Genomic DNA, 21220 nt, shown 5'->3' with positions numbered 1-21220 from the left:
CCGGTTAAGGTCGGCACGGGAAGATCCCGAGGAACGGGGGGTGCGGAACGTGGCGACCGGCAGGCAGTTCACCCGGCGGGAGCTGGCGCTGGACCCGGTGGAGCTGGCCACGCTCCTGCTCGGCGCGGTGATCGAGGCGACCGGCCCCGACGGAACGGTTGCCGTCCGCCTGGTCGAGGTCGAGGCCTACCGCGGACTCGACGACCCCGCGTCGCACTGCTACCGCGGCAAGACCCCGCGCAACGCGGTCATGTGGGGGCCGGCGGGGCATCTGTACGTGTACTTCGTCTACGGGATGCACTTCTGCGCCAACGTCGTCGGTACCGAGGACGGACAGCCGGGCGCCGTGCTGCTGCGTGCCGGGGAGGTGGTGTCCGGCGCGGACATCGCCAGGGCGCGCAGGCCGTCGGCGCGGGGCAACGGCGAACTCGCCAAAGGCCCGGCCATCCTCACCTCGGTACTCGGCATCGACCGGGCCGAGAACGGTGTCGACCTGACCGACCCCGCGTCACCCGTCCGGCTGTTCACCGGCGAACCCGTCCCCGACGCGGACATCCGCACCGGGCCGCGCGTCGGCGTCGCGATGGCGATGGACACGCCGTGGCGGTTCTGGATCGACGGATCGCCCGCGGTCTCGACCTATCGCCGCGGCGGGAAACGGGCGGGCGGCGGCCCCCGGCCGATAGTCGTTTGACCTGGTGCGGGAGGATCTACAGGCGTGAGCGAGCACATCCTTGACGAGCTGACCTGGCGCGGCCTGATCGCGCAATCCACCGACACCGACGCACTGCGGCGAGACCTCGACCAAGGACCCCTCACGCTCTATTGCGGATTCGACCCGACCGCGCCCAGCCTCCACGCCGGCAACCTGGTCCCGCTGCTGATGCTCTCGCGCTTCCAGCGAGCCGGGCACCGGCCGATCGTGCTGGCGGGCGTCGCCACCGGGATGATCGGCGACCCGCGTGACACGGGGGAGCGCACCCTCAACACGCTGGACACCGTCTCCGAGTGGGCGGACAGGATCCGCGGTCAGCTGGAGCGCTTCGTCGACTTCGACGATTCGCCGACCGGCGCGGTCATCGAGAACAACCTGAACTGGACCGCGAAGCAGAGCGTCGTCGAGTTCCTGCGCGACGTCGGCAAGCACTTCCCGGTCAACACCATGCTGAACCGGGAGACGGTCAAGCGCCGCCTCGAAGCCGACGGCATGTCCTACACCGAGTTCAGCTACCTGCTGCTGCAGTCGCAGGACTACCTGCACCTGTACCGCGAGTACGGCTGCAAGCTGCAGATCGGCGGCTCGGACCAGTGGGGCAACCTCGTCGGCGGCGTCGACCTCATCCGCCGGACCGACGGCGGGCACACGCACGCGCTGACCGCGCCGCTGGTCACCGACGCCGAAGGCCGCAAGTTCGGGAAGTCCACCGGTGGTGGCAGTGTCTGGCTCGACCCGGAGATGACCTCGCCGTACGCGTGGTTCCAGTACTTCCTGAACGTCGCCGACGTCGACGTCATCCGCTACCTGCGGATGTTCTCCTTCCTCGGACAGGAGGAGATCGCCGCGCTCGCCGAGGACACCGAACAGCGTCCCCACCTGCGGTCCGCGCAGCGGAAGCTGGCCGAGGACTTCACGACCCTGGTGCACGGCGAGGAGGCGACCCGGCAGGTCATCGCCGCGAGCCAGGCGCTGTTCGGCAGGGGAGAGCTGCGTGAGCTCGACTCCTCCACTCTCGACGCCGCCATGGCCGAGGTGCCGAACGGCAAGGCCGACCCGGCGGGCGAGTCGACGATCGTCGACCTGCTGCTCGCGGCCGGGCTCGTCGACAGCAAGGGCGCCGCACGCCGCACCGTCAAGGAAGGCGGCGCGTACGTCAACAACACGAAGATCGCCGACGAGGCGTGGAAGCCGTCCGCGGACGACGCCCTGCACGGCCGTTGGCTCGTGGTCCGCAAGGGCAAGCGCAACGTCGCCGGCGTCCGCGTCGGGGGCTGATCGCGGCCCAGGTCCGAAACAGGGGCCTTGACCTGCGGAAACGCAGTTAAGGTACCCCCCCCTGTTTCGGGCCCTTTCGGGCCATGTAAAGTTCTCCAAGTCGCCAGGGAAACCGGGTGGCCGCGGGACACGAACCAAGCTCTCACCTCAGGGTGATTGAGTGGGTGTCTCACCAAAAACTGCTAGAAATAACTGCTTCGGATAAGGCCGGGTTTTGCCTGGTGCGATTCGGGGTGTGTTGCTTGAGAACTCAACAGTGTGCTAGTGAACTAAGCCAGTAGAGCTTATGTATTGAACCTCGTTTGAGGTTCCTTTGAGAGCATTTATTTGCCTCGATCAAATTTGACATTGTTGGAGAGTTTGATCCTGGCTCAGGACGAACGCTGGCGGCGTGCTTAACACATGCAAGTCGAACGATGAAGCCTTCGGGTGGATTAGTGGCGAACGGGTGAGTAACACGTGGGCAATCTGCCCTGTACTTTGGGATAAGCCTGGGAAACTGGGTCTAATACCGGATATCACCATTCCTCGCATGGGGGGTGGTTGAAAGTTCTGGCGGTACAGGATGAGCCCGCGGCCTATCAGCTTGTTGGTGGGGTAATGGCCTACCAAGGCGACGACGGGTAGCCGGCCTGAGAGGGTGACCGGCCACACTGGGACTGAGACACGGCCCAGACTCCTACGGGAGGCAGCAGTGGGGAATATTGCACAATGGGCGAAAGCCTGATGCAGCGACGCCGCGTGAGGGATGACGGCCTTCGGGTTGTAAACCTCTTTCGCCAGGGACGAAGCGCAAGTGACGGTACCTGGATAAGAAGCACCGGCTAACTACGTGCCAGCAGCCGCGGTAATACGTAGGGTGCGAGCGTTGTCCGGAATTATTGGGCGTAAAGAGCTCGTAGGCGGTTTGTCGCGTCGTTCGTGAAAACTCCACGCTTAACGTGGAGCGTGCGGGCGATACGGGCAGACTTGAGTTCGGTAGGGGAGACTGGAATTCCTGGTGTAGCGGTGAAATGCGCAGATATCAGGAGGAACACCGGTGGCGAAGGCGGGTCTCTGGGCCGATACTGACGCTGAGGAGCGAAAGCGTGGGGAGCGAACAGGATTAGATACCCTGGTAGTCCACGCTGTAAACGTTGGGCGCTAGGTGTGGGCGACATCCACGTTGTCCGTGCCGTAGCTAACGCATTAAGCGCCCCGCCTGGGGAGTACGGCCGCAAGGCTAAAACTCAAAGGAATTGACGGGGGCCCGCACAAGCGGCGGAGCATGTGGATTAATTCGATGCAACGCGAAGAACCTTACCTGGGCTTGACATGCGCCAGACATCCCTAGAGATAGGGCTTCCCTTGTGGTTGGTGTACAGGTGGTGCATGGCTGTCGTCAGCTCGTGTCGTGAGATGTTGGGTTAAGTCCCGCAACGAGCGCAACCCTTATCCTACGTTGCCAGCGCGTTATGGCGGGGACTCGTGGGAGACTGCCGGGGTCAACTCGGAGGAAGGTGGGGATGACGTCAAGTCATCATGCCCCTTATGTCCAGGGCTTCACACATGCTACAATGGCTGGTACAGAGGGCTGCGATACCGCGAGGTGGAGCGAATCCCTTAAAGCCGGTCTCAGTTCGGATCGCAGTCTGCAACTCGACTGCGTGAAGTCGGAGTCGCTAGTAATCGCAGATCAGCAACGCTGCGGTGAATACGTTCCCGGGCCTTGTACACACCGCCCGTCACGTCATGAAAGTCGGTAACACCCGAAGCCCATGGCCCAACCCGCAAGGGGGGGAGTGGTCGAAGGTGGGACTGGCGATTGGGACGAAGTCGTAACAAGGTAGCCGTACCGGAAGGTGCGGCTGGATCACCTCCTTTCTAAGGAGCAACACATCCACCCCGCCGGGATACCCGGACCAACGGTGGTGGAGTGGCCAGAGCTCAAGTGCCGAATGTGTACTTGTTCTGGTTGCTCAAGGAATTGTGGAACTACTGGTTTATGCTGGTTCGCTTGATGCCCGCACGGGCTAGTACTGCATCTTCGGGTGCGTGGAACGTGTGCTGTGGGGTCGAGAGGGATTGGTGTTCGCTGGCATGCTGTTGGGTCCTGAGGCAACACGCCGAGGGGCTAACCCCCCGGGAGTTTGTTTCTGGTGTGGTGTTTGAGAACTGTAGAGTGGATGCGAGCATCTTTGTGGTCAAGTTATTAAGGGCACATGGTGGATGTCTTGGCTTCAGGAGCCGATGAAGGACGTGGGAGGCTGCGATATGCCTCGGGGAGCTGTCAACCGAGCTGTGATCCGAGGATTTCCGAATGGGGAAACCCAGCACCAGTTATGTGGTGTTACCCGCATCTGAATATATAGGGTGTGTGGAGGGAACGCGGGGAAGTGAAACATCTCAGTACCCGTAGGAAGAGAAAACAACCGTGATTCCGTGAGTAGTGGCGAGCGAAAGCGGAAGAGGCTAAACCATGCACATGTCAAGCTGTCAGGCGTTGTGTGTGTGGTGTTGTGGGACCCAGCGTCGAGGATCTGACAGTCCTCGGAACGGTTACGCGTGTTAGTGGAACGCCTTGGGATGGGCGACCGGAGTGGGTGAGAGTCCCGTACGCGAAAACACGTTGTGGATTGTTTGTCTGGTGTTCCCGAGTAGCAGCGAGCTCGTGGAATTTGCTGTGAATCTGCCGGGACCACCCGGTAAGCCTAAATACTTCCTGAAGACCGATAGCGGACTAGTACCGTGAGGGAAAGATGAAAAGTACCCCGGGAGGGGAGTGAAAGAGTACCTGAAACCGTGTGCCTACAAGCCGTCAGAGCCCGAGCATATCCTTGTGATATTACGGTGATGGCGTGCCTTTTGAAGAATGAGCCTGCGAGTTAGTGCTGCGTGGCGAGGTTAACCCGTGTGGGGTAGCCGTAGCGAAAGCGAGTCTGAATAGGGCGTCTGAGTCGCGTGGTCTAGACCCGAAGCGGAGTGATCTACCCATGGCCAGGCTGAAGCGTCGGTAAGACGACGTGGAGGGCCGAACCCACTTAGGTTGAAAACTGAGGGGATGAGCTGTGGGTAGGGGTGAAAGGCCAATCAAACTCCGTGATAGCTGGTTCTCCCCGAAATGCATTTAGGTGCAGCGTCACATGTTTCACCACGGGGGTAGAGCTACTGGATGGTCTAGGGGCCTTACCGGGTTACCGAAATCAACCAAACTCCGAATACCGTGGTGTGAGAGTGTGGCAGTGAGACGGCGGGGGATAAGCTTCGTCGTCGAGAGGGAAACAGCCCAGAACACCAGCTAAGGCCCCCAAGTGTGTGCTCAGTGGGAAAGGATGTGGGATTGCCCAGACAACCAGGAGGTTGGCTTAGAAGCAGCCACCCTTGAAAGAGTGCGTAATAGCTCACTGGTCAAGTGGTCCTGCGCCGACAATGTAGCGGGGCTTAAGCACACCGCCGAAGCTGTGTCATTCACACATACAGATCGACGTGTCCCTTGAGGATCACGTCCAGTCGTGTGGATGGGTAGGGGAGCGTCCTGCATCCAGGGAAGCGGCGGCGGAAGCCAGTCGTGGAGGGTGTGGGAGTGAGAATGCAGGCATGAGTAGCGAATGCAGAGTGAGAAACTCTGCCGCCGGATGACCAAGGGTTCCTGGGCCAGGCTAATCCGCCCAGGGTAAGTCGGGACCTAAGGCGAGGCCGACAGGCGTAGTCGATGGATAACGGGTTGATATTCCCGTACCCGAGCACGTGCGCCCAGGATGAGGCGGTTGATACTAACCACCCAAAGCCAGTTACCAATGTCTTCGGACGGAGGTTTCTGTGTGGAGCGTGGGATCTGATTCCGTAGTAGTCGAGTGATGGGGTGACGCAGGAAGGTAGCTCCGCCAGTGAGTGGTAGTACTGGTGTAAGCGTGTAGGCCAGAGTGTAGGCAAATCCGCACTCTATTAAGGCTGAGACGTGATGCGTAGCCGATTGAGGTGAAGTAGAGTGATCCTATGCTGCCGAGAAAAGCCTCTAGCGAGTGCGTGCACGGCCCGTACCCCAAACCAACACAGGTGGTCAGGTAGAGAATACTAAGGCGATCGGGTGAACTGTGGTTAAGGAACTCGGCAAAATGCCCCCGTAACTTCGGGAGAAGGGGGGCCAAACACTCTGAAGTCCTTCGCGGACTAGGGGTGGGTGGCCGCAGAGACCAGCGGAAAGCGACTGTTTACTAAAAACACAGGTCCATGCGAAGTCGCAAGACGATGTATATGGACTGACGCCTGCCCGGTGCTGGAACGTTAAGAGGACCGGTTAACCTTTCGGGGTGAAGCTGAGAATTTAAGCGCCAGTAAACGGCGGTGGTAACTATAACCATCCTAAGGTAGCGAAATTCCTTGTCGGGTAAGTTCCGACCTGCACGAATGGCGTAACGACTTTCCGGCTGTCTCAACCACAGGCCCGGCGAAATTGCACTACGAGTAAAGATGCTCGTTACGCGCGGCAGGACGGAAAGACCCCGGGACCTTTACTATAGTTTGGTATTGGTTTTCGGTTCGGCTTGTGTAGGATAGGTGGGAGACTGTGAAGCTGGCACGCTAGTGTTGGTGGAGTCGTTGTTGAAATACCACTCTGGTCGGATTGGGAATCTGAACCTCGGACCATGATCTGGTTCAGGGACAGTGCCTGATGGGTAGTTTAACTGGGGCGGTTGCCTCCTAAAGAGTAACGGAGGCGCCCAAAGGTTCCCTCAGCCTGGTTGGCAATCAGGTGTTGAGTGCAAGTGCACAAGGGAGCTTGACTGTGAGACAGACATGTCGAGCAGGGACGAAAGTCGGGACTAGTGATCCGGCACCACCTGGTGGAAGGGGTGTCGCTCAACGGATAAAAGGTACCCCGGGGATAACAGGCTGATCTTGCCCAAGAGTCCATATCGACGGCATGGTTTGGCACCTCGATGTCGGCTCGTCGCATCCTGGGGCCGGAGTAGGTCCCAAGGGTTGGGCTGTTCGCCCATTAAAGCGGCACGCGAGCTGGGTTTAGAACGTCGTGAGACAGTTCGGTCCCTATCCGCCGCGCGCGTAGGATACTTGAGGAAGGCTGTCCCTAGTACGAGAGGACCGGGACGGACGAACCTCTGGTATGCCAGTTGTCACGCCAGTGGCATGGCTGGTTGGCCACGTTCGGAAGGGATAACCGCTGAAGGCATCTAAGCGGGAAGCCTGTTCCAAGATGAGGTATCCCACCCTTGATGGGTTAAGGCCCCCAACAGACCATTGGGTTGATAGGCCAGAAATGGAAGCACAGTAATGTGTTGTCGAGTTGACTGGTACTAATAGGCCGAGGACTTGCCCACAAAGATGTTACGCATCCACTCTACAGCTCTGAAACACCACACAGCCACCAGCAGTATCCGGTGGTAGTGGTTGTTTCGTAGTGTTTCGGTGGTTATAGCGTCAGGGAAACGCCCGGTCCCATTCCGAACCCGGAAGCTAAGCCTGACAGCGCCGATGGTACTGCAACCGAAGGGTTGTGGGAGAGTAGGACACCGCCGGACTAACTTCAGGACAGGGTCCTGACCTGGGTCGAGAACCCCTAACAGGTTCTCCCCGGTCAGGGCCCTGTCTCTTTTCATGTCCGAGGACGGACTAGAATGGTCCGTTGGCTCACCCGACGGGCGAGCGCAAGTGTCGAAACTTTTTCAATAGTGGCAGGAGGCCAGGTGTCCGAGTTCGGTCGACGTGACTCAGATGATGGTGCGTCCGGCCGGTCGGGTCGCCGGGACGACAGTCCCCGCGGAGGCCGGTCTGACGCGCAGCGAGGTGACCGGCGCGGTTCCGCCGGCGGCAGGCAGGACCGGGGCGGTCGCGACGGCGGCTACCAGGGCCGCCCGCGCCGTGACGACCGCGGAGCCCGCGGTACGAGCAGCTACTCCGGCAAGCCCGCGCGCAGCGGCGACGGCCCCCGTGACCAGCGCTCCGGCGGCAGCCGTTTCGCCGGTCAGGGGCGTGACGACAACCGTCCGCGCTACAACAGTGACGACCGCCGTGGCCCTGGCGCCGGCGACCGTCGTGACGACCGTTCGGGTGGTCGCGACAGCAGGGACAACCGCGGTGGCTACCGGTCCGACGACCGGCGCGACAGCCGCGACAACCGCGGGGGTTACCGCTCGGACAGCCGCGGTGGCGACAGCCGCGGCGGTGACCGTGGGGGCTATCGCGGCGGAGACAACCGCAGCGACAACCGCGGGAGTGACCGCGGCGGTTACCGGTCCGACAACCGCGACAGCAGGGACAGCCGCGGCGGCGACCGTGGGGGCTACCGCTCGGACAACCGTGGCAGCGACAGCCGTGGCAGTGACAGTCGCGGTGGAGACCGTGGCGGTTACCGCTCCTCCGACAGCCGTCCCGAGCGTCGCTACGACAACCGGTCCGACAACCGCTACGACAATCGTTCGGACAGCCGCTCGGACAACCGTTCCGAGGGCCGGTACGAGAAGCGTTCCGACAGCCGCCCGGCCCGTTCCGGCTACGGCTCGGACAACCGCGGCCGTTCCGACGACCGCCCGTCCGGCAACCGGTACGAAGGACGCCCCCAGGGCAAGTCCTACGGTGACCGCGACAGCCGGGGCGGCAGCGACGACCGTCGCCCGTCCTACCGCGATCGTGACGACCGCGGTGGTTCGCGTTCCGGTGGCCACAACAGCGACCGCCGTGACGACAAGCGTCCGTCCTCGGGAGACCGTCGCCCCAGCAGCGGTGGCTACGAGCGCAAGTCCTACGGCGACCGCGACAACCGTGGCGGCGACTACCGCCCCTCCGGTGACCGTCCGGAGAAGCGGTACGACGACAAGCGCGGAGACTCCCGTGGCGGCGAAGGACGGTTCGAGCGCAAGCGCGACGACCGTCCCCAGCGCGACCGTTCCGAGGGACGCAAGGACTTCCGGTCCTCGCCCCGTGTGGACGACAAGCCGATCGACGACGAGACCTTGGCGCGCGAGCTGCTCGAGGCTCCGGAGCTGCCCGAGGGCATCGAGTTCTCCGACCTCGACGAGGATGCCCGTCGCGAACTCCGCACCCTGCCCAAGGCACTCGCGGAGACCGTCGGCAAGCACCTCGTCGCCGCCGGCGGGCTGGTCGACGACGACCCCGAGGCCGCGCTCGCGCACGCCAAGTACGCGAAGGCCAAGGCGTCGCGGGTCCCGATCGTCCGTGAGGCGCTCGGCCTGGTCGCCTATCACGCGGGCAACTGGTCCGACGCCCTGTCCGAGCTGCGGGCCGTCCGCCGGATGACCCGGGCCGACGACCACATCGCGATCATCGCCGACGCCGAGCGGGCCATCGGCCGTCCGGAGCGGGCGCTGGACCTCGCGAAGGAGGTCGACAAGGAGCGCCTGACCAAGGCGACCCAGATCGAGCTCGCGATCGTCGCCGCCGGCGCGCGCCGCGACCTGGGTCAGCTCGAGGCCGCCGTCGTCTCCCTGCAGGGTGAGGACCTCAAGGCCGAGAAGCGCGATCCGTGGAGCGCCAGGCTTTTCTACGCCTACGCCGACAACCTCGCGGCCGCCGACCGCAAGGAAGAGGCGATCCGCTGGTTCCTCAACGCGGCAGAGGCCGACGAGGAGGACGAGACCGACGCCGCCGAGCGCGCCGCGGAGCTCACGAATGGCTGACGCCCTCTCGGCCGGGTACGACGCGGTCCTGTTCGACCTCGACGGCACGGTCTATCACGGCAGCACCGTGGTTCCGGGCGCACCGGAAGCCCTCCGTGCGCTCCGGGACGGCGGTACGGCCGTCCGATGGGTGACGAACAACGCCTCCAAGGCGCCTGAGCAGGTCTCCGAACACCTGGAGGCACTCGGACTGGCCGCCACCCCCGAAGAAGTCCACACGAGCTCTCAGGCCGCCGCCGCCCTGCTGGGTGAGCGGCTGCCTCAGGGCGCTGTCGTACTCGTTGTGGGGACGGACTCGCTGGCCGCCCAGATCGAGTCGGCGGGGCTGCGCACCGTCCGGGAAGCCGGTCCGGACGTGGCGGCCGTGGTGCAGGGGCATTCCCCGGACAACACCTGGGCCGCTCTCGCGGAGGCGTGTCTCGCCATCCGTGCGGGCGCGCTGTGGGTGGCGACCAACGTCGACGCGACCTTGCCGACCGAACGCGGTCTGCTGCCCGGCAACGGGTCGATGGTGGCCGCGTTGCGCACCGCCACCGGTGTCGAACCGCTGGTGGCGGGCAAACCGGCGCCGCTGCTGTTCACCACGGCGGCCCGGGACGCGGGCGCGGAGCGGGCGCTCGTGGTGGGCGACAGGCTGGACACCGACATCGAGGGCGCTGTCGCGGCCGGGATCGACGCGCTCTGCGTCCTGACCGGCGTCGCCGACGCGGCGTCCCTGCTCCGGGCGAGGCCCGAGGAACGACCGCGCTACCTCGCGGCGGACCTGTCCGGGCTGAGCAGCCGGGCGGAACTGCTCGAAATCGGACCCAAGAACGGCTGGCGCGTCACCGCACAGGGTGACGTGCTCGAGGCCGAGGGTGAAGGCGACTCCCTGGACCTGCTGCGCGCGTTGTGCGCGGTGGCCTGGGAGTCGGGGATCACCGAGGTCCGTGGTGTGGGCGACACCGCCCGAGCCGCGCTCGGCGAGCTGCGCCTCGCCTGACCAGCGCTGCTAACTTGGTGGGGTGCAAGACCACTTCCACCCCGTTCCGCGACCGCCGGTGCCCGGCCCTCCGCCGGTGCCCGGACCACCGGCGATCCAGACAGACCATTTCGCGCAGCAGGACACGGATCCCCGCGCCGGGATCGACGAGGCCGTGGCGGGTCTCGACGACCTCGCCGCCCTTCCGCTCTCGGAGCACGTAGACCGCTTCGAAGCCGTGCACACCGAGCTGACGGTGGCGCTGTCCACCATCGACAAGGTCTGACCGCGTGCCCAAACGCGCCCGCCTGGACGCGGAGCTCGTCCGGCGGGGTCTCGCCCGCTCCCGCGAGCAGGCGTCCGCGCTGATCGCCGAGGGCAAGGTCACCGTGCGCGGGATGGTGGCCACCAAACCCGCGACAGGGGTCGAGTCCGGCGCGCCGATAGTGGTGCGCGACGGCGACGATCCCGGCTGGGCCTCCCGCGGCGCGCACAAACTGCTCGGCGCGCTCGAAGCCTTCACCCCGCAAGGGCTTTCCACCGAGGGAAAGCGCTGCCTCGACGCGGGCGCCTCGACCGGCGGCTTCACCGACGTCCTGCTGCGCAAGGGTGCCGCCACGGTGATCGCCGCCGACGTCGGCCGCGGCCTGCTGGACTGGCGCCTGCGCACCGACGACCGCGTGGTCGTCCTCGACAAGACGAACGTCCGCAACCTGACGCCGGAAGACCTGGGCGGGCAGGTCGACCTCGTGGTCGGGGACCTCTCGTTCATCTCGCTCAAACTCGTGCTGCCCGCGCTGGCCGCCTGTGCCTCCGACGGCGCCGATCTGGTGCCGATGGTGAAACCGCAGTTCGAGGTCGGCAAGGACCGGCTCGGCAGCGGCGGCGTCGTCCGCGACCCGGAGCTGCGGGCCGAGTCGGTGCTCGCCGTGCTCGCCGAGGCCGACAAGCTGGACCTGCGCCTGCGTGGCGTCGTGGCGAGCCCGCTTCCCGGGCCGTCCGGGAACGTCGAATATTTCGTCTGGCTTACCCGCGGGGCGGGAGAGACCGTCGGCACCGACGCCGAGCGGCTCGTCCGGACCGCAGTCCTGGAGGGACCCCAATGAGCGATCGCGAGGTGCTGCTCGTCGTGCACCCGGACCGGGACGCGACCCGGGACGCGGCACGCGAGGTGTCCGCCCGTTTCGCCAAGGCCGGTGTGCGGCTGCGGGTGCTCGACGAGGACGTCCGGGAGATGCTCGAGGCGGACGGCGGGATCGGCGCGCCCTGCACGGTCATGGCGCCGGAGCAGGACCCCGCCGCCGGGACCGAGCTGGTGTTCGTCCTCGGCGGTGACGGCACGCTCCTGCGGGCCGCGGAACTGGCCAGGCCGAACGGCGTCCCGGTGCTCGGCGTGAACCTGGGCCGGGTCGGCTTCCTCGCCGAAGCCGATTCGGACAAGCTCGCCGACACCGTCCAGCGCGCCGTCGACGGCGACTACCAGGTCGAAGAGCGGATGACCGTCGACGTCGCGGTCAGTGTCGACGGTGAGGAGACCGTCCACACGTGGGCGCTCAACGAGGCCAGTGTCGAGAAGAGCTCGCGTGAGCGCGTGCTGGATGCGCTCATCGAGGTCGACGGAAGGCCTGTGTCGTCTTTCGGCTGCGACGGCGTCCTGTGCGCCACACCGACCGGCTCGACGGCGTACGCGTTCTCCGCGGGCGGGCCGATCATCTGGCCGGACGTCCAGGCGCTCCTGGTGGTCCCGAGCAACGCGCACGCGATGTTCTCCCGGCCGCTGGTCGTCTCGCGCGACTCGGAGATCACCGTCGCGATCGATCCGGACGGCTCGCCCGCCGTCCTGACCTGCGACGGATCGCGGACCTTCGATCTTCCCGCCGGTGCGTCGGTGCGGGTCACCTGCGGCCGGGTGCCGGTGCGGCTGATCCGATTGTGGGAAGGCCCGTTCACCGACCGGCTGGTGCACAAGTTCTCGTTGCCGATCAAGGGCTGGCGGGAGCGACACGCCCGCTGACGGATGTCGTGAAGGGGCTTTTGAGGACAACTTTCTCTGTCAAGGGCCCGCTCACGACGTGGCGGGTGCGGGAATGGTCGGGGTGGGCCGCTACGGTGGGCGTCGTGCTGGCCGAGATGCGCATCCAGGGCCTCGGAGTCATCGAGGACGCCCTGCTGGAACTGCACGCGGGCTTCACCGTGGTCACCGGTGAGACGGGTGCGGGCAAGACGATGGTCGTCAGCGGGTTGCACCTGCTCTCCGGCGGCCGAGCCGAAGTGTCCAAGGTGCGAACGGGAATGCTGAAGGCCTTCGTGGAAGGCCGATTCGAGCTGGGCGGTGCCGAGGGCGCCACCCGGATCGTCACCGACGCCGGGGCGGAGGTCGACGAGGACGGCAGCGTCATCGCGCTGCGCGCGGTCTCGGTCGACGGCCGGTCCCGTGCCCACCTCGGCGGCCGTTCGGTTCCGGTCGGCGTACTCGCCGATCTGTCCGAGCAGCTGATCGCCGTCCACGGGCAGAACGATCAGCTGCGGCTGCTGCGGCCCGCCGAGCAGCGCGCGGTGATCGACAGGTTCGCCGGCGAGGCCGTCACCGAACCGCTCGAGCAGTACCGCGCGGCGCGGGACGAATGGCTGGCCGTCGTCTCCGAACTGACCGAGCGGTCCACTCGCTCCCGCGAGATGGCCCAGCAGGCCGACCTGCTGCGCCACGGCCTCGCGGAGATCGACGCCGTCGCGCCGGAGCCGGGCGAGGACACCGAGCTCACCGAGCAGATCAAGCGTCTGGCAGCGGTCGACGAACTGCGTGCCGCGTCCAGCGCGGCGCACGCCGCCGTCGCGGGTTCCGCCGACGGAGACCCGGACGCGCCCGGCGCGCTGGGGCTGATCGGTGAGGCGACACGTCACCTGACCGGTTCCGAGGACGCCGTGCTGCGCGAACTCGGGCCCCGGCTGGACGAAGCTTCGGTGCTGCTGTCCGAAGTGGGCACCGAGCTGGGCAGCTACCTCGAAACGCTCGACGCCGACCCAGCGCTCCTGGAGAAGGTCCTCGCGCGCCAGGCCGACCTGAAGCGGCTCACGCGCAAGTACGCGGCCGATGTGGACGGTGTGCTCGCCTGGGCCGACGACGCCCGCCGCCGGATGTCCACGATGGACACCTCCGAGGAGGCACTGTCCGAACTGGCCAGTCGCCGTGACGCGCTCGCGGTGACACTCGCCGAGCACGCCCACACCCTGTCGGAAGCGCGTGTCGAAGCGGCCGCCGAGCTGGCCGAGGCGATCACTTCCGAGATGTCGGGGCTCGCGATGGGCCAGGCGGAGATCGAGATCACCGTCGAGCGGCGCACCGTGGACGAGAGCGACTCGCACGCGGTGAAGGTCGACGGCAGGCTCGTGCACGCAGGCCCCGACGGGGTCGACGACGTCGAACTGCTGCTGCGCGCGCACAACGGCGCACCTCCGCTTCCCGTGCACAAGGCCGCTTCCGGTGGCGAGCTCTCCCGCGTGATGCTGGCGATCGAGGTCGTCCTCGCGCATGCGGACACCGTGCAGACGCTGGTGTTCGACGAGGTCGACGCCGGGGTCGGCGGCCGCGCCGCGGTCGAGATCGGCAGGCGGCTCGCGCGGCTGGCGCGCAGTCACCAGGTCCTGGTGGTCACGCACCTGCCGCAGGTGGCCGCGTTCGCCGATCAGCATCTGGTGGTGGACAAGGGCACGAGCGGCGGGGTGACCCGCAGTGGTGTTCGCGTACTCGAACAATCGGAACGGGTCGTCGAACTCGCGCGCATGCTCGCCGGAATGGAAAGCACCGAGACCGGCCGGGCGCACGCCGAGGAATTGCTCGCCGTCGCCGAGACGGACAAGAGCACCCCGGACAAGCCCAAGGCCCGCCGTGGCGGAAAGCGCAAGAAGGCGAAATAACGCTCCGAAACCGGGTCAACCCATTCGTGGGACAACCGGCGTAGTGCGACCTGGTGTGGGTTAATCGGCGTGTTCTCATCGGCGTGGCGGACGCAGAAGGCCGCGCGAATTTGTCACTATCGGTCGCATGAAGCTCACCGGCTTGCTCACGCGTAACCAAGAGACCCTCCCCGGGATCACCGGCGTCGCCAGGGTCGACAGGCGTACGCGCGAGCTCCTCCGCCGGTTGAGCCCGGGCGACATCGTCGTCCTCGACCAGCTCGATCTCGACCGGTCGACGGCCGATGCCTTGGTGGAGGCCGAAGTCGCGGCGGTGGTGAACGCCTCGCCGTCGATCTCCGGCCGCTTCCCCAACCTCGGCCCGGAGATCCTGCTCGAGGCCGGGATCCCGCTGGTCGATTCGGTCGGCGGTGAACTGCTGCGCAAGGTGAAGGACGGGACGAAACTCCGTCTGCACGAGGGCGTCGTCTACATCGGGGAGCGGCAGCTCGGATCGGGGATCCAGCAGACGCGCGAAAGCGTCGCGGACCAGATGATCGAGGCCAAGGCCGGGATGTCCACCCAGCTGGAGGCGTTCTCCGCGAACACGATCGAATTCCTGCGCCGGGAACGCAGCCTCATTCTCGACGGTGTCGGGGTGCCGGAGATCCGGGTTCCGTTGAAGGACCGGCACGCCCTCGTGGTCGCGGGCGGCAACGGGCACGCCGAAGACCTCAAGAAGCTGAAGAAGTACATTTCCGAGCACCGGCCGGTGCTGATCGGTGTCGACGCCGGGGCCGACACCCTGCGCGCGCAGGGGTACCAGCCGGACGTCATCGTCGGCGACCCGCACGGCATCGGCGCCGAGACACTGCGCAGCGGCGGCGAGGTCGTGGTCCCGGCGCAGCCGGACGGGCACGCGCCCGGCGTCGAGCGCATCCAGGACCTCGGGATCGGCGCGGTCACGTTCCCCGCGACGGGCAACGCCGAGGACCTCGCGCTCCTGCTGGCCGACGCGCACGAAGCGAGTCTGGTGGTCACCGTCGGTTTCCAGGCGACGTTGCGGGAATTCCTCGACCACGGCCGGTCGGGATCGAACCCGTCGACGTTCCTCACCAGGCTCAAACTCGGCACGAAACTGGTGGACGGCAAGGCCGTCGCGACGCTGCACCGCAGCCGGGTGTCGATCGGCGCCGTCGTGCTGCTGGTACTGGCGACCTTGGTGGCCGTCGCGGCCGCACTGCTCGTCTCCGACGTGGGTTCGGTCTACCTCGACTGGATCCGCGACACCTGGAACTCGTTCATCGCCTGGGGCAAGGGACTCTTCAAGTGATTTCTCTGCGGTACCACATCGTTTCCATCGCCGCCTGCTTCCTGGCGCTCGCGCTCGGGGTGGTGCTCGGCTCCACCGCGTTGAACGGTTCGCTGCTCTCGGGCCTCGCCAGCCAGAAGGAGGACCTGGGTTCCCAGGTCGCGGATCTGGAGGCACAGCGCAATTCGCTCAACGCCCGGCTCGGTGACGCGGACGCGTTCGCCGGGGCGATGGGGCCGAAGGTCGTCGCCGGTCAGCTGGACAAACGTTCCGTGGTGCTGGTGACCACAGAGGACGCGAAGCCCGCGGACCGTGACGCGCTCAAGCAGCTCGTCGGTCAGGCCGGCGCCGCCGTCACCGGCGAGATCCAGCTGACCGACGCGTTCTCCGACCCGATGCGGTCCGATCAGCTGCGTGACGTCGTGACGCGGTTGCAGCCCGCCGGCGTCCAGTTCCCGACCGCGGGCGACCCCGGCACCCTCGCCGGCGCGCTGCTCGGCTCGGTGGCGTTGCTGAACAAGGACAACGCGCAGCCGCAGTCGACGCCGGTGGAACTCGCCGCCGCGCTCGGCGGGCTCACCGACGGCGGTTTCCTCAAGGCCGGTCAGGACGTCAAACCCGCGCAGCTCGCGATCGTGCTCACCGGCTCCAAGTACACCGGTGACGGCGCCGGTGACCGTGCTTCGACCGTCGCGCGCTTCGCCGCGCAGCTCGACCGTTCCGGCGCGGGCACGGTGCTGGCCGGCGACGCGGGATCCGCCGACGGCACCGGCGCGATCGGCGTCGTCCGCGCCGACACCTCGTCGACCTCGATCTTGTCCACTGTGGACAACGCGGAGACCGCGGCGGGCCGGGTCACCACGATCATGGCGCTGCGCGAACAGCTCGAAGGCGGCGCCGGCCGCTACGGCATCGCGGGCAACGCCCAGGCCCCCGCCCCCGGCATCGCCGCCGAAGGCAACTGACCCTACCGCATCCAGAGGACTAAACGCGGGGCCAGAGGCGGGTTTTGGGGAGAGGGCGGGCGTAGGAGCCCGCCCGGCTGGTCTTGAGGTTCAGCGCCACCAGGGATTCGGCCAGCCGGACGGCCGCGGCGACGCCGTCGATCACCGGGATGTCCAGCATCGCCGAGATACGGCGATCGAGACCGGTCATTCCGGCGCAGCCGAGGACGAGTACTTCCGCGCCCGCGTCCCGGGCACGCCGTCCGGCGGTCAGGAGTGCGGATTCCGTGCGGCGTTCGTCGGTCAGTTCGAGGACGCCGAGCCCGGCCCCGAGGACGCCGATGCAGTTCCGCGCGACGCCTGAGGCGTGCAGGCTGTCCTCGATCAGCCCGCACGTCCTGTCCAATGTGGTCACGACGCCGTAGCGTCTTCCCAGCAGACAGGCCAGATGCGCGGCCGCCTCGGTGATGTCGACGACGGGGACGTCGAGCAGTTCACGTGCGCCTTCCCGTCCGTGCTCGCCGAAACCGGCCATCACGAGCGCGTCGAAGGGCTCGTCCAGACCGTTCAGGAGGTCGAGGACGGCCGCCGCGCTCAGGAAGCTGTCCAGCCACCCCTCCGCGGATTCCGGGCCCCACAACGGCGTTCTGGCCAGGATCTCGGTGCCGGGGCTCGCCGCGGCCCGGGCGCCCGCTTCGATCTCCTTGGTCATCGCTTCGGTCGTGTTGCAGTTGGTGACCAGGATCCGCATCACGCGACCCGCTGTTTCCGCGAAACGGCGAAGTACAGCGTGGCCGCGGAAGCGGTGCCGATGAACCACGAATACGGCGCGGCGGGGGCGAAGAACGGCACGAGCGCGATGACCGCGGACAACGCCGCCGTCGGGAGGAAGGTGATCATCGCCAGCGGATTGAAGCCGCGCTTGTAGTGGTACGGCGAATCGGGTCCGGCCACGAACAGCTTGCCGACGTCGATCCGGCCGCGTTTCACCAGGTAGTAGTCCACGATCATGATCCCGAACAACGGACCGAGGAAGGCACCGAGGCCGCCGAGGAAGTAGTTGACCACCGCGGGGGACGAGTACAGCTTCCACGGCAGCACGCACAACGCCGCGACCGCGCTGATCATCCCGCCGACGGTGAACGTGATCCGTTTCTGCCAGATGTTGGCGAGGTCGTAGGCGGGGGAGACGAAGTTCGCGACGATGTTCACGCCCATGGTGGCGATCGCGAAGGTCAGCGCGCCGATGATCAGCACCGGCGTGTTGTCGATGCGGGCCAGCAGTTCCGCGGGATCGGTGATCGCCTCGCCGAACACCTGCAGACTGCCCGCGGTCACGAGAACGGACAGCAGCGCGAACGCTGTCGAGTTGATCGGCAGCCCCCAGAAGTTCCCGCGCCGCACCGTCTTCTGGTTCGGGGCGAATCGGGAGAAGTCGCAGAAGTTGAGCATCAGCGTGCCGTAGATCGACAGGATGAGGCCCACCGCGCCGAACCACTGCCGCACTTGCTCCCCTGTGGACAGTGCCTTCGGGTTGCTCGTCAAGGAAATGTTCCAGTCCGCGGCGGCCAGCACCCACACCGCGAGCGCGATCATCACGACCCAGATACCCGGACCGCACCAGTCCTGGAACTTGCGCACGGCCTCCATGCCGCGGGTGAGCACCAGCGCCTGCGCGAGCCACAGCGCGAGGAAACAGATCCAGCCGAGTGCGTGCAGGCCGAGGAAACCCACCTCTGTCAACGGTTTCAGTCCCGGGTCGATCGCGAGCACGAGCAGCGTGATGGCGACCGAGGCGAGATACGTCTGGATGCCGTACCAGAAGATCGCGATGATCGCGCGGATCAGCGCCGGCAGGTTCGCGCCGAAGGTGCCGAAGCTGATGCGGGCGACGACGGGGAAGGGGACGCCGGTCTTCTGCCCGATCCTGCCCATCATGTTCATGCCGAAGTAGATGAGCACGAAGCCGGTCAGCAGCGCGGTGAACACCTGCCACGCCGAGAGCCCGAGCACGAACAGGCCCGCCGCGAACGTGTAGTTCCCGAGGTTGTGCACGTCCGACATCCACAGCGCGAAGATGTCGTAGACCTTCCAGCGGCGATCTTTCGCCGGGGCGAGATCCTCGTTCCAGAGCCGCGGATCGGGCTCGGCCGAGGTGGACGTTGCGGACCGGGTTCCTGGGGCGGCGGTCATGCGGGCCTCCGGATCGACGTGAGACGACAAGCGCTGGTCGATTTGGTATCCCAAAATTTGGTATCCCAAATATCACCCCGCGGTGGCCCGCCGTCAAGGCTTCTGCCGATAAACTCGGGTTACGAGCTGTTACGGCCGTGTTGACCGAGGGGGAGCGAGTGGCCGAGGAAGGACCGCGACAGCCGCTGGCCGCGACCCGGCAGCGGGTCCGGGACGAGCTGCGCGAACGGATCCTCGCCGGACGGTTGAAGCCGGGGGACAGGCTCGTCGAACGGGAACTCGCCGAGGACCTCGGTGTCTCACGGGTACCCGTGCGGGAGGCCATCCGCAGTCTGGAAGCCGAGGGGTTCCTCGCCGTCCAGTCGCCGCGGCGCATCATCGTGCGCCGGTTGGCCAAGTCCGACGTCGAGGAGTTGTTCGACGTCCGGGAGGCGCTCGAAGGGCTCGCCGCCGGGCTGGCCGCCGAGAGGGCGGGCAAACCGGAACTCCGCGCGCTCGAACGACTGCTCGACGACGCCGCGCGCGCCACGGAAAGCGGCGATCCGGCCGAGATCACCTCGCTCAACACCCGCTTCCACGACGAGATCGTCGCGTTGGCGGGCAACGGGCTCCTGCACGAGATCCTGCGGCCGCTCGAGGGCAGGCTGCGCTGGCTCACCAGCCAGAACGAGCACTGGGGCGAACTGCTCGACGAGCACCGCCGCCTCTACGACGCGATCGCTTCGGGCGACGCGGACAGGGCTCGGGACCACGCCGTCGAGCATGTCCGGGTGAACCGCGCTGTCACGCTGAAGACGTTGTTCCCCGAGGACGGCGGAGAACGCTCCGCCTAGGTGCTGTCCTGTAAGTCTGCTCGATGGGCTTCGTGATCCAGGTGGTTCCTGGCGGTGCGGGCGGTTCTGCCTCGTACCGGGTTGTACTCGGCTGGACCGTCCGTGCCGTCAGGGACCAGCTGGGCGCGAAGACCGCGAGCATGACTTGCAGGACAGCGCCTAGCCGAGCATCGAGGTCCAGGCTTCGGCGAATCCGGGATAGGTCTTCCCGACCGTCCCCGGGTTCTCCACCTCGACGCCTTCGACCTTCAGCCCCAGCACGGCGGCCGCCATCACCAGGCGGTGGTCGTCGTAGGTGTGGAACTTCCCGCCGTGTAGCGGCGCGGGCGTGATGCGCAGCCCGTCCTCGGTCTCGCGGACGTCGGCTCCGAGAGACGACAGTTCCGTCGCGAGCGCGGTCAGCCTGTCGGTCTCGTGGCCGCGCAGATGCGCCACCCCCGAGATGACCGACGGCCCCTCGGCGAAACACAGCAGCGCCGCGATCACCGGCGTCAGCTCGCCGACGTCGTGCAGATCCAGTTCGACGCCGGGGATCGTGCCGCTGCCGGTGACCGTCAGGCCGCCCGCGTCGAGTTCGGCCGTCGCGCCGAGTACGGGCAGCAGGCTGCGGAGCCAGTCACCGGGCTGGGTCGTCTGCTGGGGCCAGCCCGCGATCCGCACGGTGCCGCCGGTCGCGACCGCGGCGGCGACGAACGGTGCCGCCGTCGAGAGGTCCGGCTCGACGACGTACTCGGGGCAGGAGAGCCTTGTCGGGGCGACGTGGAACTCGGCGCCCTCGCGGTCCACAGTGGCCCCGAAGCGGCGGAGCATCTCGACGGTCATCGCGACATGAGGCTCGCTGGGCACCGCGCCGCCGACCAGGCGCACGGTGACACCCTGCTGGAACGACGGTCCCGCGAGCAGCAGCGCGGACAGGAACTGGCTCGACGCCGACGCGTCCAGGTCGACCTTGCCGCCCCGCAGGCCGCCTTCGCCGTGGACGGTGAACGGCACCGCGTCGCGACGGTCGTCGTCGATGCGGGCACCGAGACCGCGCAGCGCCTTCAACAGCGGTCCGATCGGACGGCGGCGGAGCGCCTCGTCCCCGTCGAACAGCGCCGGGCCGGTGCCCAGCGCGGCGAGCGCCGGGGTGAAGCGGGCGACTGTGCCCGCGTTGCCCAGTTCCACCCGGACGGTGTCGTTCGGATGCACGCGCCCGGGGCCGAGCGGATGCACGAGGTAGCCGGAGATGCTTTCCTGCGAATGGGCGCCGAGGGCGTAGATGGCGCCGAGCATCAGCCGCGCGTCCCGGGAGTCGAGCGGGGTCCGCACCCGCGTCGGCGCGCTGGCGAGCGCGGCGAGGACGTAGGCCCGGTTGGTGATCGACTTCGAGCCGGGGACGCGGATGTCCGCGTCGAGCGGGCCCTCCGCGACCGGTGCGGTCCAGGTGTCGTGCGCGTCTGTCACGCCGCGAGGG

General features: G+C 66.7%; 14 protein-coding genes and 3 rRNA genes. 14 read left to right on the top strand and 3 right to left on the bottom strand.

Annotated elements, in window-relative coordinates; genetic code table 11:
• Positions 1-40 precede the first annotated feature (40 nt).
• The 13 genes from HDA45_RS04700 (at position 41) to HDA45_RS04640 (ending at position 16759) form a co-directional block, all read left to right on the top strand.
• The gene (locus tag HDA45_RS04700; protein ID WP_343071979.1) at positions 41-694 is read left to right on the top strand and encodes a DNA-3-methyladenine glycosylase; all 654 of its coding nucleotides are present in this window, start codon (positions 41-43) and stop codon (positions 692-694) included.
• A gap of 24 nt (positions 695-718) precedes the next feature.
• Positions 719-1993: a tyrosine--tRNA ligase gene (gene tyrS / locus HDA45_RS04695; RefSeq protein WP_184892167.1), complete on the top strand. Its 1275-nt coding sequence runs from the start codon at positions 719-721 to the stop codon at positions 1991-1993.
• 348 nt (positions 1994-2341) lie between these two features.
• Positions 2342-3856: ribosomal RNA gene (locus HDA45_RS04690) — 16S ribosomal RNA — on the top strand.
• A gap of 318 nt (positions 3857-4174) precedes the next feature.
• Positions 4175-7311 (top strand): 23S ribosomal RNA (locus HDA45_RS04685).
• A gap of 84 nt (positions 7312-7395) precedes the next feature.
• Positions 7396-7512, top strand: a 5S ribosomal RNA gene (gene rrf / locus HDA45_RS04680).
• The 16S, 23S and 5S rRNA genes sit together here, the layout of an rRNA operon.
• Positions 7513-7677: 165 nt before the next feature.
• Entirely contained in the window at positions 7678-9627 is a 1950-nt protein-coding gene (locus HDA45_RS42265; RefSeq protein WP_184892165.1) for a hypothetical protein, read from the top strand.
• Complete coding sequence (locus HDA45_RS04670; protein ID WP_184892163.1) at positions 9620-10609, top strand: HAD-IIA family hydrolase; 990 nt, start codon at positions 9620-9622, stop codon at positions 10607-10609. The genes HDA45_RS42265 and HDA45_RS04670 overlap by 8 nt, the downstream gene beginning before the upstream one ends.
• A 58-nt stretch (positions 10610-10667) precedes the next feature.
• Complete coding sequence (locus HDA45_RS04665; protein ID WP_378317413.1) at positions 10668-10874, top strand: hypothetical protein; 207 nt, start codon at positions 10668-10670, stop codon at positions 10872-10874.
• Between the two features lie 4 nt (positions 10875-10878).
• Positions 10879-11694 carry a TlyA family rRNA (cytidine-2'-O)-methyltransferase gene (locus HDA45_RS04660; RefSeq protein ID WP_184892159.1) on the top strand — a complete coding sequence of 272 codons (816 nt, stop codon included), beginning with the start codon at positions 10879-10881 and terminating at the stop codon, positions 11692-11694.
• A complete protein-coding gene (locus HDA45_RS04655; protein ID WP_184892157.1) occupies positions 11691-12602 on the top strand; it encodes an NAD kinase in 912 nt (303 codons plus the stop codon). The genes HDA45_RS04660 and HDA45_RS04655 overlap by 4 nt, the downstream gene beginning before the upstream one ends.
• Positions 12603-12706: 104 nt before the next feature.
• Positions 12707-14503: a DNA repair protein RecN gene (gene recN, locus HDA45_RS04650; RefSeq protein WP_184892155.1), complete on the top strand. Its 1797-nt coding sequence runs from the start codon at positions 12707-12709 to the stop codon at positions 14501-14503.
• A 127-nt stretch (positions 14504-14630) separates the two neighbouring features.
• Positions 14631-15815, top strand: coding sequence for a putative cytokinetic ring protein SteA (gene steA / locus HDA45_RS04645; protein ID WP_184892154.1), 1185 nt, complete (start codon positions 14631-14633; stop codon positions 15813-15815).
• Positions 15812-16759 carry a copper transporter gene (locus HDA45_RS04640; protein ID WP_184892152.1) on the top strand — a complete coding sequence of 316 codons (948 nt, stop codon included), beginning with the start codon at positions 15812-15814 and terminating at the stop codon, positions 16757-16759. The genes steA and HDA45_RS04640 overlap by 4 nt, the downstream gene beginning before the upstream one ends.
• A gap of 19 nt (positions 16760-16778) precedes the next feature.
• Here the strand turns inward: HDA45_RS04640 and HDA45_RS04635 are convergent, their stop codons facing one another.
• Positions 16779-17489, bottom strand: a complete 711-nt coding sequence (locus HDA45_RS04635) for an aspartate/glutamate racemase family protein (protein ID WP_184892150.1) — start codon at positions 17487-17489, stop codon at positions 16779-16781.
• A complete protein-coding gene (locus HDA45_RS04630) occupies positions 17489-18931 on the bottom strand; it encodes an NCS1 family nucleobase:cation symporter-1 (RefSeq protein ID WP_184892148.1) in 1443 nt (480 codons plus the stop codon). The genes HDA45_RS04635 and HDA45_RS04630 overlap by 1 nt, the downstream gene beginning before the upstream one ends.
• Positions 18932-19089: 158 nt before the next feature.
• Between HDA45_RS04630 and HDA45_RS04625 the strand changes: the two genes are divergently transcribed.
• On the top strand, positions 19090-19764 hold the full coding sequence (locus tag HDA45_RS04625; protein ID WP_184892146.1) for an FCD domain-containing protein: 675 nt from the start codon (positions 19090-19092) through the stop codon (positions 19762-19764).
• A 159-nt stretch (positions 19765-19923) separates the two neighbouring features.
• On the opposite strand, the gene aroA is transcribed toward HDA45_RS04625, so the two are convergent.
• Complete coding sequence (gene aroA / locus HDA45_RS04620; RefSeq protein WP_184892144.1) at positions 19924-21210, bottom strand: 3-phosphoshikimate 1-carboxyvinyltransferase; 1287 nt, start codon at positions 21208-21210, stop codon at positions 19924-19926.
• Between the last annotated feature and the right edge of the window lie 10 nt (positions 21211-21220).

The sequence above is a fragment of the Amycolatopsis umgeniensis genome, assembly GCF_014205155.1.
Classification (GTDB): domain Bacteria; phylum Actinomycetota; class Actinomycetes; order Mycobacteriales; family Pseudonocardiaceae; genus Amycolatopsis; species Amycolatopsis umgeniensis.
Note: the sequence above shows the minus strand (reverse complement) of the source record. Positions and strands in the feature narration are given on the sequence as shown.

Bases quoted from the DNA above. Each gene is read 5' to 3' on its own strand.
- HDA45_RS04670 (WP_184892163.1), top strand. From the start codon at position 9,620: ATGGCTGACGCCCTCTCGGCCGGGTACGACGCGGTCCTGTTCGACCTC.
- HDA45_RS04655 (WP_184892157.1), top strand. From the start codon at position 11,691: ATGAGCGATCGCGAGGTGCTGCTCGTCGTGCACCCGGACCGGGACGCG.
- steA (WP_184892154.1), top strand. From the start codon at position 14,631: ATGAAGCTCACCGGCTTGCTCACGCGTAACCAAGAGACCCTCCCCGGG.
- HDA45_RS04635 (WP_184892150.1), bottom strand. From the start codon at position 17,489: ATGCGGATCCTGGTCACCAACTGCAACACGACCGAAGCGATGACCAAG.
- HDA45_RS04630 (WP_184892148.1), bottom strand. From the start codon at position 18,931: ATGACCGCCGCCCCAGGAACCCGGTCCGCAACGTCCACCTCGGCCGAG.